This window comes from Rhizobium sp. BK491 (genome assembly GCF_014194925.1).
Taxonomy (GTDB): domain Bacteria; phylum Pseudomonadota; class Alphaproteobacteria; order Rhizobiales; family Rhizobiaceae; genus Rhizobium.
Map to the genome: position 1 here is coordinate 1,047,217 of NZ_JACIAR010000002.1, position 16,679 is coordinate 1,063,895.

General features: G+C 61.2%; 15 protein-coding genes. 2 read left to right on the forward strand and 13 right to left on the reverse strand.

The window, feature by feature from the left end:
- Positions 1–68: 68 nt before the first annotated feature.
- Positions 69–2,114 (reverse strand): LysM peptidoglycan-binding domain-containing protein, encoded by a 2,046-nt coding sequence (locus FHX05_RS13015; RefSeq protein ID WP_183872101.1) that lies wholly within the window; start codon positions 2,112–2,114, stop codon positions 69–71.
- Between the two features lie 155 nt (positions 2,115–2,269).
- On the opposite strand from FHX05_RS13015, the gene FHX05_RS13020 reads away from it, so the two are divergent.
- Positions 2,270–2,893: a TIGR00730 family Rossman fold protein gene (locus FHX05_RS13020; protein WP_015339326.1), complete on the forward strand. Its 624-nt coding sequence runs from the start codon at positions 2,270–2,272 to the stop codon at positions 2,891–2,893.
- Positions 2,894–2,921: 28 nt separating this feature from the next.
- Here FHX05_RS13020 and rarD read toward each other — a convergent pair whose 3' ends face one another.
- The 10 genes from rarD to radA form a co-directional block, all read right to left on the reverse strand.
- The gene (rarD, locus tag FHX05_RS13025; protein WP_183872103.1) at positions 2,922–3,833 is read right to left on the reverse strand and encodes an EamA family transporter RarD; all 912 of its coding nucleotides are present in this window, start codon (positions 3,831–3,833) and stop codon (positions 2,922–2,924) included.
- A 108-nt stretch (positions 3,834–3,941) separates the two neighbouring features.
- Complete coding sequence (gene cimA / locus FHX05_RS13030) at positions 3,942–5,558, reverse strand: citramalate synthase (protein ID WP_183872105.1); 1,617 nt, start codon at positions 5,556–5,558, stop codon at positions 3,942–3,944.
- Positions 5,559–5,732: 174 nt separating this feature from the next.
- On the reverse strand, positions 5,733–6,701 hold the full coding sequence (gene pip, locus FHX05_RS13035) for a prolyl aminopeptidase (RefSeq protein WP_183710518.1): 969 nt from the start codon (positions 6,699–6,701) through the stop codon (positions 5,733–5,735).
- On the reverse strand, positions 6,698–7,174 hold the full coding sequence (locus tag FHX05_RS13040) for a GFA family protein (protein ID WP_183710516.1): 477 nt from the start codon (positions 7,172–7,174) through the stop codon (positions 6,698–6,700). Before FHX05_RS13040 ends, pip begins: the two co-directional genes overlap by 4 nt.
- A complete protein-coding gene (locus FHX05_RS13045) occupies positions 7,167–7,643 on the reverse strand; it encodes a GFA family protein (RefSeq protein ID WP_183872456.1) in 477 nt (158 codons plus the stop codon). Before FHX05_RS13045 ends, FHX05_RS13040 begins: the two co-directional genes overlap by 8 nt.
- A 2-nt stretch (positions 7,644–7,645) precedes the next feature.
- Positions 7,646–9,037 carry a cysteine--tRNA ligase gene (cysS, locus tag FHX05_RS13050; protein WP_183872107.1) on the reverse strand — a complete coding sequence of 464 codons (1,392 nt, stop codon included), beginning with the start codon at positions 9,035–9,037 and terminating at the stop codon, positions 7,646–7,648.
- A gap of 222 nt (positions 9,038–9,259) precedes the next feature.
- Entirely contained in the window at positions 9,260–10,000 is a 741-nt protein-coding gene (locus tag FHX05_RS13055; protein ID WP_183872108.1) for an SDR family NAD(P)-dependent oxidoreductase, read from the reverse strand.
- 71 nt (positions 10,001–10,071) lie between these two features.
- Positions 10,072–11,556, reverse strand: a complete 1,485-nt coding sequence (gene purF, locus FHX05_RS13060) for an amidophosphoribosyltransferase (protein ID WP_183872110.1) — start codon at positions 11,554–11,556, stop codon at positions 10,072–10,074.
- Positions 11,557–11,720: 164 nt separating this feature from the next.
- Entirely contained in the window at positions 11,721–12,326 is a 606-nt protein-coding gene (locus FHX05_RS13065) for a CvpA family protein (protein ID WP_112337935.1), read from the reverse strand.
- A 91-nt stretch (positions 12,327–12,417) separates the two neighbouring features.
- The gene (gene radA, locus FHX05_RS13070; RefSeq protein WP_112337934.1) at positions 12,418–13,821 is read right to left on the reverse strand and encodes a DNA repair protein RadA; all 1,404 of its coding nucleotides are present in this window, start codon (positions 13,819–13,821) and stop codon (positions 12,418–12,420) included.
- 153 nt (positions 13,822–13,974) lie between these two features.
- Here radA and FHX05_RS13075 point away from each other — a divergent pair, with 153 nt between their 5' ends.
- Positions 13,975–14,610 carry a LysE family translocator gene (locus FHX05_RS13075; RefSeq protein WP_183872112.1) on the forward strand — a complete coding sequence of 212 codons (636 nt, stop codon included), beginning with the start codon at positions 13,975–13,977 and terminating at the stop codon, positions 14,608–14,610.
- A gap of 21 nt (positions 14,611–14,631) precedes the next feature.
- Here the strand turns inward: FHX05_RS13075 and alr are convergent, their stop codons facing one another.
- On the reverse strand, positions 14,632–15,795 hold the full coding sequence (alr, locus tag FHX05_RS13080; protein WP_183872114.1) for an alanine racemase: 1,164 nt from the start codon (positions 15,793–15,795) through the stop codon (positions 14,632–14,634).
- Between the two features lie 319 nt (positions 15,796–16,114).
- A complete protein-coding gene (locus tag FHX05_RS13085) occupies positions 16,115–16,615 on the reverse strand; it encodes a GFA family protein (RefSeq protein ID WP_112337931.1) in 501 nt (166 codons plus the stop codon).
- Positions 16,616–16,679 lie beyond the last annotated feature (64 nt).

Sequence of the window (16,679 nt, forward strand, 5' to 3'; positions counted from 1 at the left end):
ATAAAAGCAGCGGCCAGGCGTTGATGCGCCTGGCGGCAATCAATGTTCTCAATGCACTATAGTTACTGCTAGAGATGCTCGCCCGAAAGCCGCTTGCGATGGAGTTCCTCGGCATTCGGCAATGCATCCTTCGGGAGGCCGAAGACCTGACCCGGCAGGATCCGGTCCGGATTGTTGATCTTGTCCTCATTGGCCAGATAGATTGTCGTATAGCGCACACCCGCACCGTATATGCGGCGTGAGATCTGCCACAGCGTGTCGCCGCGGCGGATGATGACGGCATTGCTATCCTGCGAGAGCGGCGCCTGCTCGAGCGTCTTCGGCTCGTTGGACGAGACTTCGGCATTCGGCTGTGCTGGCGCCGTCTGCGCCGGCGCCGTGATAACGGCGATCATCTGTTCGAGTCCAGGCAGGGCGGCGCCGACCGACTTCGGGTCCTTCGGCAAGGCGACGAGAGCAGCTAGCGCCTTGCCGGCCACGCTGGAGGCATCGGCCGCAGCCTTCTTGAGCGCGGCGCTGGCGTTGATGGTCGGCCGGAATTCGGAGAGCGACTTCAACGCGATTTCCGTGCCGGAGCGGGCGGCTGCGAGCTGTTCCGTATTCGGTTGCTTACCGTCGGTAAAGAGGCCCTTCAGCAGCGCAAAAGCCTTGCCGGCGCCTTCCTTGAGCTTGGCAAGCTCGCCCTCGTCGAGCGGTACCAGGTTTGCCGTGGTCGCTTGCGCTTGACCATTGGCGGCGGGCGTCTGCGCCGCAACCGTCACCTGATTGCCCTCGGGGCGCGTGAAGTTGACGCTGGTCCGCACCACGACTTTGCCGGCGCCATCGAGCACGTCGACGCGGATCTTGTGATCGCCGACGGCCAGAGGCATGGGGCCGTCTACGACGAAGTGGCCGTCGGCACCCGCGACGTTCTCACCGATGAGCTTGTCGTCGGCATAGGCGCGGACCTTGGCATTCGGCTTCGCGGTGCCGGCAACGAAGATATGGTCGTTTTCGATCTCCACCGCATTGACCATGACGTCCTGATCCGCTTCCGTCTTTCCTGCCGGCGGCGTTGCCGTGCCGGCTGCCGGATTGGCGGATGCGATCGCCGTACCATCCTGTTGCAGCTTGGCATCTGCCGTGGCTGCTGGCTTGTCCGTCGCTTTGGCCTGAGTGTCTGCTGCGGACGCGTCCTGTTCGCCGGCGGTCACCCGGCCCTGCTTGGCGGAAGGCGCGGTGATGATGCGGCTTGCAGCGCCTGGCTTGGACACCATCGCGAGGACCTGGGTGGAATTGTCTTTCGGCACGGAGACAGTGGCGACTTCCTCGGAATTGACGGCCTTGCCGTCCTTGCCGGTAGCGCGTAGTACCAGTTCGTGGTCCCCAGGCGGCAGCGGATTGTCGAGCACGGCGGCAAAGTCGCCGCTCGGGCCGGCATTGGTGGTGGTGACGACCTTTTCGCCGTCGACGATTTCCAGCTTGGCATTCGGCTCCGCCGAGCCTGCGATAACCGTCGAGCCATCCGGCTCGACGCGCAACACGTCGAATGAGGGTACGCGAGGATTGGCAGCCGCGTTGGTCTCGGGCGCTTGTTGGCCTGTCAGCGCTGCGAAAGCCTTGTCGATCGCTGCACTCGCTTCGGCGGCATTGTCGGGGAGAGACTGGATGATGGTGAGCGCCTTGCCAGCGCCGTCCTGTACCTTCTTCACAAGCCCCGTGGTCGCTGCGTCGATTCCCTCAGGAAGCGCGAAGCCGACGATCGATTGCAGGGCGTTGGTTGCCTTCGTCTTTGCGGCCGTGAAGGTATCCTGGGACGGTGTGTTGCCATCCTTGAACAGCGCCTTGAGATCGGCAAGCGAGGTGGTTGCCGCACCCGTAAGCTCGGTCAGTTTCTTGGTGAGATCTGCGGTGTTGGCGGCATTCTGCGCGGTTTTGGTCGCGTTCTGTGCAGTCTCGCCGGCCTTCTGCGCGTTTTGGTCGATAGTGTTCTTCACCGTGTTGCTGGCTTGATTGACCGCATCGCCGATCGGGGTCTTGTCGCCGTTGATGCGCGGCATCACGAAGAAGACCATCAAGAGGGTCGCAATTGCCAACACCAACAGAGCCAGCCACCCGGCACGGTTCTTCATCATCATTCATCTCCACGCGGCGAAGTCGTCGCAACTCCTGAAATTGCTAGCGATTTCGGCTGCTTTTACAAGCTTTCTCAGCCATTTTCGCATGTCCCGGCACAAGTTTTCCTTTGAAAAATCTTGACTGAGCATCTGCAGCATAGTTGTTTGCATCCATGACCGACGATTCCACGCCAATTCGAACCATTTGCGTCTATTGCGGCTCACGGCCGGGGCGCGATCCCTCCCACATGGCTGCCGGCCGCGAACTGGGCAAAAGCATTGCCGAAAACGGCCTGCGCCTGATCTATGGCGGCGGAACGAAGGGCATCATGGGCGCTGTCGCGAGCGGCGTGCTATCGCACGGCGGTCAGGTTACCGGCATCATTCCGGAATTCCTCGTCGATATGGAAGCGACGCGCCATTCGCTCGGTCAGCTCGACGAGCTCATCATAACGCCTGACATGCATGCGCGCAAACACGGCATGTTCGAACGCGCCGACGCTTTCGTGGCATTGCCGGGCGGCATCGGCACTTTGGAAGAGATCGTGGAGATCATGACCTGGGGTCAGCTCGGCCGTCACGAAAAGCCGATGGTCTTCGCCAATATCAACGGTTTCTGGGATCCGATGATGGAACTCATCCGCCATATGACGGAAGAGGGCTTCGTCCATACCGCCCACCGCGTCCAGCCGCTGGTTATCGACAAGATCGCCGATATTATCCCGGCTATCCGCAAGCACGCTGCGGAGGTTCCCGGAGATCGCGGCGGCGAAGAGGCCGTCATTTCCAAGCTTTGACTGGGGATCTGCTAACCAGGCCCGCTGGTTAACCTCCTCTACTCTGACGCAGCATCGACCAGCTGTAGAGCACGAGACCGGCCCAGATCAGCGAAAATGCAACGAGCTGCGTCGTGCCGAAGGGTTCCTTGAACAGAAAGACGGCGATCAGGAAGACCATGGTCGGCACGATGTATTGCATGATGCCGATGGTCGACATTCTCAGAAGCTTCGCGCCATTGGCGAAGATCATCAGCGGCAGCGCCGTCACGAGCCCGCAGCCGAGCAGAAGCGCGGTATCCGAAATGCCGGTCTGGTAAAAGTGGCCCTCCCCGCGCGCTTCCAGATAGAGGATGTAAAATGCTGCCGGGATGCAGAGCAGCAGCACCTCGATGAAGAAGCCCTGATTGGCTCCCACAGGCAGGGTCTTGCGGAAAAAGGCATAGAAGCCCCAGGAGAAGGTCAGCGACAACGCGACCCAGGGCAGGGTGCCGGCTTTCACCGTCAGAATGATGACGGCGGCGGCTGCAAGGCAGATCGCGACGATCTGCGTCGGCGCCAGCTTTTCCTTGAGCAGGATGGCGCCGAGCGCAATGCTGAATAGCGGATTGATGAAGTAACCGAGGGCGGCATCGAGCGAATGGCCGGCGCCGATCGCCCAGACATAGGTTCCCCAGTTGATGGTGACGAGCGTCGCCGTCAGTGACGCCATGGCGATTGTGCGTGGATTGCGAAACGCCGCCTTCACGTCCCCCATGCGTCCTAGCGCCAGAAGCACTGTGCCGGCGACGGGAACCGACCAGACGATACGATGGGCGATGACCTCGAAAGCCGGAATATGCGCCAGCGCCTTCATATAGAGCGGCAGTATGCTCCAGAAGAGGTAGGCCGTCATCGCAAAGCCGAAGCCCCGGACTGCATCGTTGTTCTTGATTTCAGGTTTGACCGCGTCGGTGGCCATGAATTTTCCCGTCATTCTCTGTTATTTAAGACGGGATTACCCCAATGCATGCGGCATGGCTAATTCATTTCATTGACGGCATCGTCAAGCTTTTTGATGGGCGGCGGATCACTCCGCCGCGATCCTGCCGGCCATGTGCCGGTTTTTCATCAGCTTGTAGATGACGGAATCCATCAGGGCCTGGAACGATGCGTCGATGATGTTCTCGGACACGCCGACAGTCCACCAGCGTACGCCGTCGCTATCCGTAGATTCGATCAGGACTCGAGTTATGGCCTCCGTACCGCCATTGAGGATACGCACCTTGAAGTCGGCCAGTTCCAGGTCGTCGATCTCGTGCTGGTATTTGCCGAAATTCTTGCGCAGCGCCAGGTCGAGCGCGTTGACCGGGCCGTCGCCCTCGGCAACCGACATGATGGTCTCGCCATCGATGATGATCTTCACGACCGCTTCCGAGACGATTTTCACCCGGCCGTGGGAATCGAAGCGGCGTTCGACCATGACGCGGAAACCATCGATTGCGAAGAATTCCGGGATGGTGCCGAGCGTGCGGCGCGCCAAAAGTTCGAAGCTCGCATCCGCGCCTTCGTAAGCATAGCCCGTCGCTTCACGCTCCTTGACGATCTGGATCAGCTGGTCGAGCCTGGGATCATCCTTGCCGACCTCGATGCCGCGCCGTTTCAGCGCATTGATGAAATTCGACTTGCCCCCCTGATCGGAGACCATGACCTTGCGGAAATTGCCGACGCTTTCCGGCGGCACATGCTCGTAGGTGCGCGGATCCTTCAGCAGTGCCGAAGCGTGGATGCCGGCCTTGGTGGCAAAGGCCGAAGCGCCGACATAAGGCGCCTGATGATCCGGCGAGCGGTTCAGCAGCTCGTCGAAGGCGTGCGAAAGGCCGGTCAGCCCGACGAGTCGCTCCGCATCGATCGTCGTCTCGAAACGTTCGCTATAGGCCCTTTTCAGCGCTAGGGTCGGGATCAGCGTGATGAGATTGGCATTGCCGCAGCGTTCGCCGATGCCGTTCAGCGTGCCCTGGATCTGCCGCACTCCGGCTTCGACTGCGGCAAGCGAATTGGCAACCGCCTGGCCGGTGTCGTTATGGGCATGGATGCCAAGACAGTTCCCCGGAACGCCGCAGGCAATGACGGCCTCGACGATGGCGCGCACCTCAGGCGGCTGCGTGCCGCCATTGGTGTCGCAGAGCACGACCCAGCGCGCTCCGGCATCATAGGCCGTCTTGGCGCATGCCAGCGCATAGGTCGGATTGGCCTTGTAGCCGTCAAAGAAGTGCTCGCAATCGACCAGGGCTTCCTTGCCCGCGGCGATGGCCGCCTTGACGCTTTCGGCAATGCTTTCGAGGTTCTCCTCGTTGGTACAGCCGAGTGCCACCTTGACGTGGTAATCCCAGCTCTTGGCGACGAAACAGATCGCGTCGGATTTCGCCTGCAGCAGGCTCGCAAGGCCGGGATCGTTGGAGGCGGAGATCCCGGCGCGCTTCGTCATGCCAAAGGCGACGAAGCTGGCCGATCTCGTGCGCTTCTCATCGAAGAAGGCCGTATCGGTCGGATTGGCGCCGGGGTAACCGCCTTCGATGTAGTCCAGGCCGAACTCATCCAGCATGGTCGCAATCGCAATCTTGTCCTCGACCGAGAAATCGATGCCGGGCGTCTGCTGGCCATCGCGGAGCGTCGTGTCGAAGAGATAGATTTTTTCGCGTGTCATACTGTTTCCTCCGGCGGACCGGTTCTTGATAATGGCGTGCCCCTCATCCGTCCTCTCTCGGTTTCGCCCTTGCTAAACCGTTTGAGTCCACCTTCTCCCCGTTTGCACGGGGCGAAGGGCTTTTGAGGTCGTTCCCTCTCCCCGCGCGCGGGGAGAGGGCTAGGGTGAGGGGCCTTACGTGGCCGATACCTTGCCTGCGAACTTGTCGGTGGCGCGGATGAGCTGGTCCAGAATGCCCGGCTCGGACGAGGCATGGCCCGCGCCTTCGATCAGGTGGAATTCCGCCTTCGGCCAGGCTTTGTGCAGCGCCCAGGCATATTTGGCCGGGCAGGGCATGTCGTATCGGCCATGGACGATGACGCCGGGAATGTCTTTCAGCTTGTAGGCGTCGCGCAGCAGTTGGCCCTCTTCGAGCCAGCCGGCATTGACGAAGAAATGGTTCTCGATACGGGCGAAGGCATGCGCATATTCCGCATCCTCGAACTGGGCGCTGACGGTGGGCTCCGGCAGCAGCGTGATCGTCTCACCCTCCCAGATCGACCACGCTTTGGCGGCCTCGAGGCGCGCAGCCTTTTCAGGGTGCGTCAGCAGCCGATGGTAGGCGGCCATCATTTCATGACGCTCTTCCGGTGGGATAGGGGCGATGAAACGCTCCCATTTGTCGGGAAACATTTCGGAGACGCCGAACTGATAATACCAGTCGAGTTCGGCCTTCGTCAGGGTATAGATGCCGCGCACGACCAGTTCGGAAACCCGCTCCGGATGCGTTTCGGCATAGGCGAGCGCCAGCGTCGAGCCCCAGGAGCCGCCGAAAACAAGCCATTTTTCCGCACCGGCCATTACCCGCAGCCGCTCGATATCATCGACCAGATGCCAGGTCGTGTTGGCTTCCAGGCCTGCATGCGGCGTCGAGCGCCCGCAGCCACGCTGATCGAACAGGGTCACGTCGTAGAGCCTGGGATCGAATACGCGGCGATGGCTGGGCGAGATGCCGCCGCCCGGACCGCCATGCAGGAAGACGGCGGGCTTCGCGCCGGGCGTTCCCACCCGTTCCCAATAGATCACATGCCCGTCGCCGACATCGAGGTGACCGGAAGCATAGGGTTCGATTTCCGGATAGAATGTGCGCAGGACTTCGGTCATATTTTTAGTCCCTCCGCCGGCCAGACATCCGTATCATGGTCGGGATGCTGGAACGATATGATCTGCTCCTGTCGCGAGTAGAAATCCGGGTCCTGATGGACTGGCTTTTCGAAAATCGTCTCCACCCAGGGCAGACGATAGGCGTGGTTGACCTGGATCTGAGGGGCGAGATCGTCGCGTTCGTCGAAGGCGCCGATGGCGATTTCGACGCCGCCCGGATGACGGTATGTCAGCGGCGTGCCGCAATTCTTGCAGAAGCCGCGATCGATGTTGACGGAGGACTGGAAATAGGTCGGTTCACCGCGTGTCCATTCCAGGCCATCTTCAGGTGCCGTAACGAGGGCGGAGAAGAAGTTGCCGAACTGCTTTTGGCACATGCGGCAATGGCAGATCGACGGACGGCCAAGCTCGCCGCGAATGCGAAATCGCACCGCACCGCATTGGCATCCTCCGCTTCTGATGGCTTCACTCATGGTGCTTCTCCTCTGGCCAGCTTCGGGTGTCGTAATCGGGATGTTGGTAGGATACGATGTCAAGCACGAAAGGCGCCTGCTCGGCGTCCTCTTCGGTCCGGTGTCCAGGCAGCAGATGCAGCCGATCGACGAAGCCGATCTTGGCTTCCGTGCCATATTGGACGACAGGCGGCAGTTGCGAGGGATCGTCGAAGGCACCGGCCGCAATTGCAATGCCATCGGGCGCCTCATAGGTCAGCGGCGTTCCGCAATTCCCGCAGAAGCCGCGCTTTACGAAGTTCGAGGATTGAAACGCCTTCCGCTGGCCACGTGTCCATGTAAGCTCGGCGCCGCGCACCGAAACCAGCGGCGCATAATAGGCGCCGAATGCCTTCTGACACATGCGGCAATGACAGATGGAGGCATCCTTCAGCTCGCCTCGCACCCGAAAGCGAACCGCGCCGCACTGACAGCCGCCGGTGTAGGTCATGCTCACCGCTTGATCTCCCAAGTCGTGATGCGCTCACCCGTCGCCGCATCCTTCCCATCCTTGAGCTGAACACCTCTTGTCGTCAGCTCCTCGCGAAGCCTGTCAGCCTCGGCGAAGTTCTTTGCCTTCAGCAATTCCAGACGCTGGCGCACCTTGGCATCGATCTCTGCGGCTACAGCTTCGTCGATCTCCGCCTTCTTCGGCAGCAGGCCGAGAAGATCGGCGCTGGCCGCGAAGACCGACAGGAGGCGGGCATCGGCATTGGCAGCTTGCGCCAGAGCATGCAGTGCCTGGATGGCGGCGACGGTGTTGAGATCGTCGCCGAGTGCGGCAAGCACGGTTTCATCCGGAGCCGCCCCGCTTACGTCGGCGGCCGGCCATTTGGCGATCAGCCGTTCGGCTTCTTCGAGGCGCTTGACGGAAAAGTCGATCGGCTCGCGATAATGCGTCATCAGCATCGCAAGCCTCAGCACCTCACCCGGCCACGTCCGGCCGCCGAGTTTGTCCGTCTGCAGCAGTTCGTGGATGGTGACGAAATTACCCTCCGATTTCGACATCTTACGGCCTTCGACCTGTACGAAGCCGTTATGCATCCAGACGTTCGCCATCGCATGCGTACCGTGCGCGCAACGAGATTGGGCGATTTCGTTCTCATGATGAGGAAAGATCAGGTCGAGCCCGCCGCCATGAATGTCGAAGACATCGCCGAGATAGCGCCCGCTCATGGCCGAGCACTCGATATGCCAGCCCGGGCGGCCGCGGCCCCAGGGACTTTCCCAGCCGGGCTCGTTCTCAGCGGAGAGCTTCCACAGCACGAAATCGCCAGCGCTCTTCTTGTGTTCGTCGACTGCGACGCGGGCGCCAGCCTGCTGCTCGTCGAGATTGCGCTTCGAAAGCTGACCGTAATCGGCCATCGACTTGGTGTCGAACAGCACCTCGCCGGCCGCCCGATAGGCATGGCCCTTGGCGATCAGCGTTTCGATGATCGCGATCATCTGCGCGATGTTTTCAGTCGCCCGCGGCTGCACAGATGGCTCCAGGCAGCCGAGCGCCGTCGTATCCTCGCGGTACTGCCGTTCGGTCTTTTCCGTCACCAGGCGGATCGCGTCGTTCAGCGGCAGGCCAGGATGGTCGCGTAGCGCTCGCGCGTTGATCTTGTCGTCGACATCGGTGATATTGCGGACATAGGTGACACGGCTCTCGCCGTAGACATGCCGCAGCAGCCGGAACAGCACATCGAAAACGATCGCCGGACGGGCATTGCCGATATGGGCGAAATCATAGACCGTCGGGCCGCAGACATACATGCGGACGTTGTTGCGGTCGATCGGCTGGAAATCGACCTTTTCGCGCGTCAGCGTGTTGTAGAACTTCAATTGCGGCTCGGCGGCCATATCATTCTCCCAAGGCATAAATCCGAAAAATACCGTCACCGGCAGGCCGGACGTTTGTCATCTTGGATTTTGGGAGACGAAAACGGCCAGGCCAGCGAAACGCTAGCGAATAATCTTCCGGCAGATAATGCAGATAACCGTTTTCATGGGCGGCTTTATCGCGCGCCGGATGAATTTGGTCAAGTAGGGATAAGGCGTCTCGCGCAAAGGCCTGGGATGTTTTTATTCCGGCATCCGATAGTCGACGAGCCTGTTCTCGCGCACGACGAAAAGCTTGCCGGTTTCAGTGACGTCTGGGCCGGTGAGTGGGACGATCGCCTGGGCGATCTCTCGCGGATGCGGCAGCGTATCCGGATCTTCGCCGGGCATCGCCTGGGCGCGCATGGCGGTGCGGGTAGCGCCGGGATCGACGCTGGTAATCCGCAGCGGTGTGCTCTGCGTTTCGCCGGCCCAGGTCCGGGCCAGTGCTTCGACGGCGGCTTTGGACGCAGAGTAGGGGCCCCAGAAGGGCCGGCAGCGATGAGCGGCGGCCGAGGAGAGGATGACGGCGCGACCGGCATCGGAGCGCATCAGCAGCGGCTCGACGGAGCGGATCAGTCGCCATGTGGCGGTGACATTGATCGTCATCACCTTCTCGAACACCTTGGCTTCGACGTGGCCGATCGGCGAGATCACGCCGAGCACACCCGCATTGGCGACCAGAATATCGAGTTTGCCCCACCGCTCGTAGATGGAAGCGCCGAGCGCGTCGATGGCATTCATGTCGGCAAGGTCGAAAGGAACGAGAGTTGCCGAGCCGCCGGCAGCCTTGATGGCATCGTCAAGCTCTTCAAGCCCGCCAACCGTGCGGGCGCAGGCGATCACGTGCGCGCCAGCCTTGGCCAATTCCAGTGCCGTGAAATAGCCGATACCGCGCGATGCGCCGGTGACGAGGGCGATCTTGTCCTTGAGATTGACGCTCATGCTGCCTGGATCCGGATATGTAAGGGAAGGGAGAGGAGCGAAATGCCCCTCTCGGCCGTTACTTGGGCGTGTTAGCCGTTGCTGGCGAGAACGGAAAGCTTGCGCACGTTGCTGGTGCTTTCCTTGTCGAGCAGGCGCGTCGGATAGTCACCGGTGAAATAATGGTCGGTGAACTGCGGCTGCGCATTGTTGCGGGGCTCGCCGCCCACGGCTCGGTAGAGCCCGTCGATCGACAGGAATTCCAGCGAATCCGCGCCGATGAAATCGCACATGGCCTTCAGGCTGCCATACTGGTTGGCGAGCAGCTTGTCGGCGTCCGGCGTGTCGATGCCGTAGAAGTCCGGATGGAAGATCATCGGGCTGGCGACGCGGATATGCACTTCGCTGGCGCCGGCCTCGCGGATCATCTGCACGATCTTGACCGAGGTCGTGCCGCGAACGATGGAATCGTCGACGAGCACCACGCGCTTGCCGGCAATGATCTCGCGGTTTGCGGAATGCTTGAGCTTCACGCCGAAGGCGCGGATCTGCTGCGTCGGCTCGATGAAGGTGCGGCCGACATAATGGTTGCGGATGATGCCGAGTTCGAAGGGAATGCCGCTCGCTTGGGCAAAGCCAATGGCAGCAGGCGTGCCGCCGTCCGGCACCGGCACGACCACGTCGGCCGCGACAGGCGCTTCCTTGGCAAGGTTGATACCCATGTTCTTGCGGGCAACATAGACGTTGCGGCCGCCGACGACGGAATCGGGACGGGCGAAATAGACATATTCGAAGAGGCAGAGACGCTCGGGCTGCGAAACTTCCGGCTTGCGGGCGTCGATGGTGATCGAGCCGTCGGGCTGGATCTCGCAGATGATCACTTCACCATTTTCGACGTCGCGAACATATTTCGCGCCGATGATGTCGAGAGCACAAGTCTCCGAGCAGAAGATCGGCTTGCCGTCGAGTTCGCCCATAACCAGCGGCCGGATGCCGATCGGGTCGCGGGCGGCGATCAGCTTCGTGCGCGTCATGGCGAGCATCGAATAGCCGCCTTCCATCTGCCTGATAGCATCGATGAAGCGATCGGAAGAAGAAGCCTGTTTGGAGCGGGCGATGAGATGCAGGACGACTTCGGTATCCGAGGTCGACTGACAGATGGCACCGTCGGCGATCAGCTGACGGCGCATGGTCAGGCCGTTGGTGAAATTGCCGTTATGGGCGATGGCGATGCCACCGACTTCCAGCTCGGCAAACAGCGGCTGGACGTTGCGCAGGATCGTTTCGCCCGTGGTCGAATAGCGGACATGGCCGATCGAACGGTCGCCAGGCAGCCGCGCGAGCGTCGCAGGATCGGTATAGTGGTCGCCAACCAGACCCATCCGCCGCTCCGAATGGAAGCGTTGACCATCGAAAGAGACGATGCCGGCCGCTTCCTGGCCGCGATGCTGCAGGGCGTGCAGACCGAGCGCCGTCAGCGTCGCCGCATCCGGATGCCCCAGAATGCCGAAGACGCCGCATTCTTCATGCAGCGTGTCGCCGTCGATATCGTCCTCGAAGGAAAGGGAATGATTCATGGCTGCGGGCCTTTGCTCTCAACGTGGGCGGATCGGGGCGGCGTCACGAGTAACCATTAAAATAGCTCAAAATCCGGCCGGAAAAAATATCGGGCCGGATCTTCTATTGTCACGCCGCTCAAATGGCGATTCTCGGGCGGCAGGTCAAGCCTGTAAACGCACCGTCAATTGTTTGTCTGCGGCGCCGGCGCGTCATCCGAGGGCGCGGTGTCGTTCGGCGCGGCGTTATCGCCATTTCCTTGCTGCTTCGGCGCGATCTTGTTGAGGATCTCGGCCGGCAGCCTGGCTTGAATGTCCTGCGGAAGCGCTGCGGTCAGCTTCTCGACCATCGAATCGAGGAACGGCTTCGACTTGGCGTTGTTGACCCAGTCCGGACGTGCGGCCGGTGCCACCAGCCAGTTCCAGAAGGCCACGACGACGACCATCAGGAGCAGGCCGCGAGCCGCGCCGAAGAGGAAGCCGAGCGTGCGGTCGAGCGCGCCGATGCGGCTGTCGATGATGAAATCGGCAATCCGGATGGTAATGAAGGAAATGATGATGAGCGCCAGCAGGAAGATGACGGCGGCTGACGCGATCGTCGCGATCTTGGTGTCGGCCTTGTATTGCAGGGCATAGGGAACGAGCAGCGGATAAAGATAATAAGCGGCGACTGCGGAGCCGCCCCAGCTGACGATCGAGAGGATTTCGCGCGAGAAGCCACGGACCATGGCCAGAACGGCGGAGAAGAGAATAACGCCGATAACAATACCGTCGAAAATCGTAATGGGCATTTATAATCCACTTCAAGACTTGCCAGACCTTTTGGTCGGCATCGGCCTCAATCAGGAGCCTCTTCTTCGCCAAGAACGGCTGAAGTAAGGCTCAGTCTTCATCTTCCGCGCGTTTCAGCGCGCCCTTCGATCCGGCAATGCGCGCCACCAGATCCGGCAGGCTATCGATCTCGCTCCAGCGTCCGCCGTTGACCTTCGGCAGATCGGCGGAAGCGGCAGGCAGAACAGCCCCGGAAAATCCCAGCTTCTCGGCTTCCTTGAGGCGCTGGGCGGTGTGCGCAACCGGCCGGACGGCGCCCGACAGGCTGACTTCGCCGAAATAGACGCAATCGGCGGGCAGAGCAAGACCGGCTAGGGAGGAAACCAGTGCAGAAGCGACTGCAAGGTCCGCAGCCGGCTCGGAAATGCGGTAGCCACCGGCAATATTGAGGTAAACATCGTGCTGGCCGAGCCGCACGCCACAATGCGCTTCCAGAACGGCGAGAATCATAGAAAGGCGCGCAGAATCCCAGCCGACGATGGCGCGGCGCGGAGTGCCGAGCGATGTTGGCGCGACCAGCGCCTGCACTTCGACCAGCACCGGACGTGTCCCCTCGATGCCGGCGAAGACAGCCGCACCGGGCGATTTTTCGTTGCGCTCGCCGAGAAAGAGCTCGGACGGATTGGGCACGTCGCGAAGCCCGGCGTCGGACATTTCGAACACGCCGATCTCGTCGGTTGGGCCGAAGCGGTTCTTCACCGTGCGCAGGATGCGGTAATGATGCCCGCGATCGCCTTCGAAATAGAGGACGGCATCGACCATATGCTCGACGACGCGCGGCCCTGCAATCTGGCCATCCTTGGTGACGTGGCCGACCAGCACCATCGCCGTGCCGGTCTGCTTGGCGAAGCGGATCATCGCCTGAACGCCGGTGCGCACCTGCGTCACCGTGCCGGGCGCGGACTCGGCAAGCTCGCTCCACAGCGTCTGGATGGAATCGATGATGACGAGATCCGGCCGCTTGCCTTCCGCCAGCGTCGCGAGAATGTCCTCGACATTGGTCTCTGCGGCCAGCAGCACTTCCGTATCAGCCGCCTTCAGCCTCTGGGCGCGCAGGCGAACCTGCGCCACGGCTTCTTCACCGGAGACATAGACGATCTTGTGCCCCTGCCGGGCGAGGGCGGCCGCGGCTTGCATCAGCAGAGTCGACTTGCCGATGCCGGGATCGCCGCCGACAAGGACGGCCGAGCCGCGCACGAAACCGCCGCCTGTCGCGCGGTCGAGCTCGGATATGCCGGTATGGATGCGCGGCGCTTCTTCGATCTCGCCCGAAAGCGTCGTCAGCGTGACAGGCTTACCCTTGCGGGGTGTCTTGGCCGGTCCGCCGCCGATCCCGCCCATCGGATCTTCCTCGACGATGGTGTTCCATGCGCCGCAACTGTCGCATTTGCCGACCCAGCGATTGTGGACCGTGCCGCAGTTCTGGCAGATGAATTGTGTACGGGCCTTAGCCATCGGATGCTGTTCTCAAGTTCAAATGCTTCGCTCTTTGCGACGAATCGCGATCGGCTGACAGATAATGTCTTTCCCGGCCTATCAAAACTAATGATTTCCGTATCAATGGCGATCGTGTCAGCTTTTATGCTGGGTTTTTATGGACAATGACCGATGTTTGACTATTCGCTTGCGCACTGGATCGCCTTTCTCACCGCTGCAACCCTCCTCAATCTGTCGCCGGGGCCGGATATCGCTTTCATTCTCGGCCATACGATCAGAAGCGGCATGCGCTCGGGCTTTGCGGCGCTGTTTGGCATCTGGAGCGGCGCGTGCCTGCATGTGCTGATGGCGGCTGCGGGACTTTCGGCGATCCTTGCTGCCTCCGCGCTGGCCTTCTCGACGGTCAAATGGATCGGTGCCGCCTATCTGATCTGCCTCGGCATCCAGGCCCTGCGCTCGAAGGGCGAGGGGGCATGGATCAAGGAGGCCGGAAAGGCCTTGTCCTTTGGCCGCATCTATCGGCAGGGCATCATGGTTTCGCTGCTCAATCCGAAGGTCGCGATCTTCTTCCTGGCCTTCCTACCGCAATTCGTCGTCGAAGGCGCCGGCCCGGTCTGGGCGCAGCTTCTTCTGCATGGCAGCCTCATCATTGTCGTCGCCGCCTTCATCGAGCCGCCGCTCATCCTGCTCGGCGGCCGTCTGGGCGAGGCGCTTCGGCGCAATCGGAGCCTCGGCCTGTGGCTCGATCGCGGTCTCGGCACGCTGTTCGTCGCCCTTGGCGTCCGGTTGGCGATCAGCGCCCGCTAAATATTCTGAGGAGTAGCCGGGCTACTCCTCGGTTTCTTCCGAGATATACCGGCGCTCGTGCCGCAGCCCCATGCTGGTCAGCATCTCGTAGCCGATCGTGCCTGCCGCCCTTGCGGCCTCGTCGACCGAGATGTTGCTGCCGAAAAGCTCGACATAGTCACCGGCTCTGACCAGGTTTTCCGGCAGGTCGGTGATATCAAAGATGGTCAAGTCCATGGTGATGCGGCCGGCAACGGGCACCTTATGACCGGCAATGAAGCCATGACCGCCTGCAATGCCGGTCTCGCGCAGCGGCACGCCGGCACTCGATAGGCTGCGCATATAGCCATCGGCGTAGCCGGCGGAGACGATTGCTAGCCGGCTGTCGCGGGTCAGTTGCAGCGCACGGCCATAGCCTACGGTTTCGCCCGATTTGACCGAGCGGGTCTGGATGATCCGCGCCTCCGCCGTTGCCACCGGGCGCATCGTATTGGCCAAGCCGGGCACCGCCTCGCCGCCGTAGGTGGCGATGCCTGGACGGGTGAGATCGAAGTGATAGTCGGCGCCGAGAAAGATGCCGGCCGAATTGGCAAGGCTTGCGTCGATGCCTTCGAAGGCAGCGCTGACCTTGCGAAAGGCCTCGAGCTGCTGCCTGTTCATTGCATTGGAAGGATCGTCGCCGCAGGCGAGGTGACTCATGACAAGCACTGGTGCAAAGCTTGCCGGGCGGGAGACGTCATCGGCAAGCGCCATCGCATCGTCCATCGGCAGGCCGAGCCGGTTGAAGCCAGTGTCGACCTGCAGCGCACAGGGATAGTCGCCATAGTCGGATAGAACAGACATCCAGAAGGTCAGTTGCTCCTCCGAAGCGATGACGGGCACGAGATCGTTTTCGAAGAATCGCCGCTCCATGCCCGGCCAGATACCGCTCAAGACGAAGATGCGGGCCTCGGGGGCATAGAGCCGCAAGGTCGCGCCCTCATCCGCTGTCGCAACGAAGAAATCGCGCGCGCCGGCGCCATAAAGCGTTTCGCCTACATCCTCGATCCCGAGCCCGTAGGCATCGGCCTTGACCACGGCTGACGTGCGGGCTTTCCCCGAGCGGCGCGCGAGGTCGCGCCAGTTTTCGACGAGTGCGCCGAGATCCACCGTCAGCCGCAGGCCGGCGGAAGCGAAAGCATCGTCGTCATTGAAATTATCTGTCATGGGGCGCCCTAAATAAGGAAGTGGCCGGAGGTGATTTGGCTTGAGCCAGGATACCGGTCGTCGATGAAAAGAAAAAGTGCTGCGAGGCATGTATGCGGAACTAGGCAAAAACTGCCGCCACATGTCTGACGACCGCTTCCGGCTTAGCGCCTGAAACCACCGGCTGCTTCGAGGCTCAAATTAGCTGAAGAACAACCTTAATGCACGCAGCGCGCATCATCTTGAAAGTAGGCAGTCGTAGGCTTTAGTTTCCGGGATGATGGCTATTTCGCAATAGCGGCAACGGACAGTACCCCGCCGGCAAAGGCCGGAATAGGACTCAGTCGTCACGCCATCTCACCGGCCATGAGGCGGTATCGCGATCAGGATGCTGGTTGTTGCTCGTCTTGATCGCCGCAGCCCAATCGGCGCCGTTATTTTCGGTCGCACCGGTATTTTCTATGCCCGTGATCGTATTGAACCAGGCCACCATGTTCTCGGTGCAGGTATTGGCATGCGGCGGGAAGGCGTGCGGATCGTCCAGCGAACCGATCATCAGGTTGGTGCGGCCGTTTTCGAGGTGATGGAAAAACAATGGCGTGCCGCAATTGGCACAGAAGCCGCGCTCGACAAGCTCCGAGCTCTTCCAGACGCTCGGCTTGCCGCGTGTCCAGGTGAGCGCATCATTAGGCGCGGCGACGAGCGCGGCAAAGATGTTGCCAGAGGCTTTCTGGCACATGCGGCAGTGGCAGAGATGCGAATTATCGAGCATAGCGCTTGCGTGGTAGCGCACAGCACCACACTGGCAGCCGCCGCTTATCTTCATCTCGATGCGCTTCAATTTTTCTCCTCCTTCAAGGGCGGGTTTGGGCTTAATGCTTTTTAGGTTTTCATCTTTTGATCGT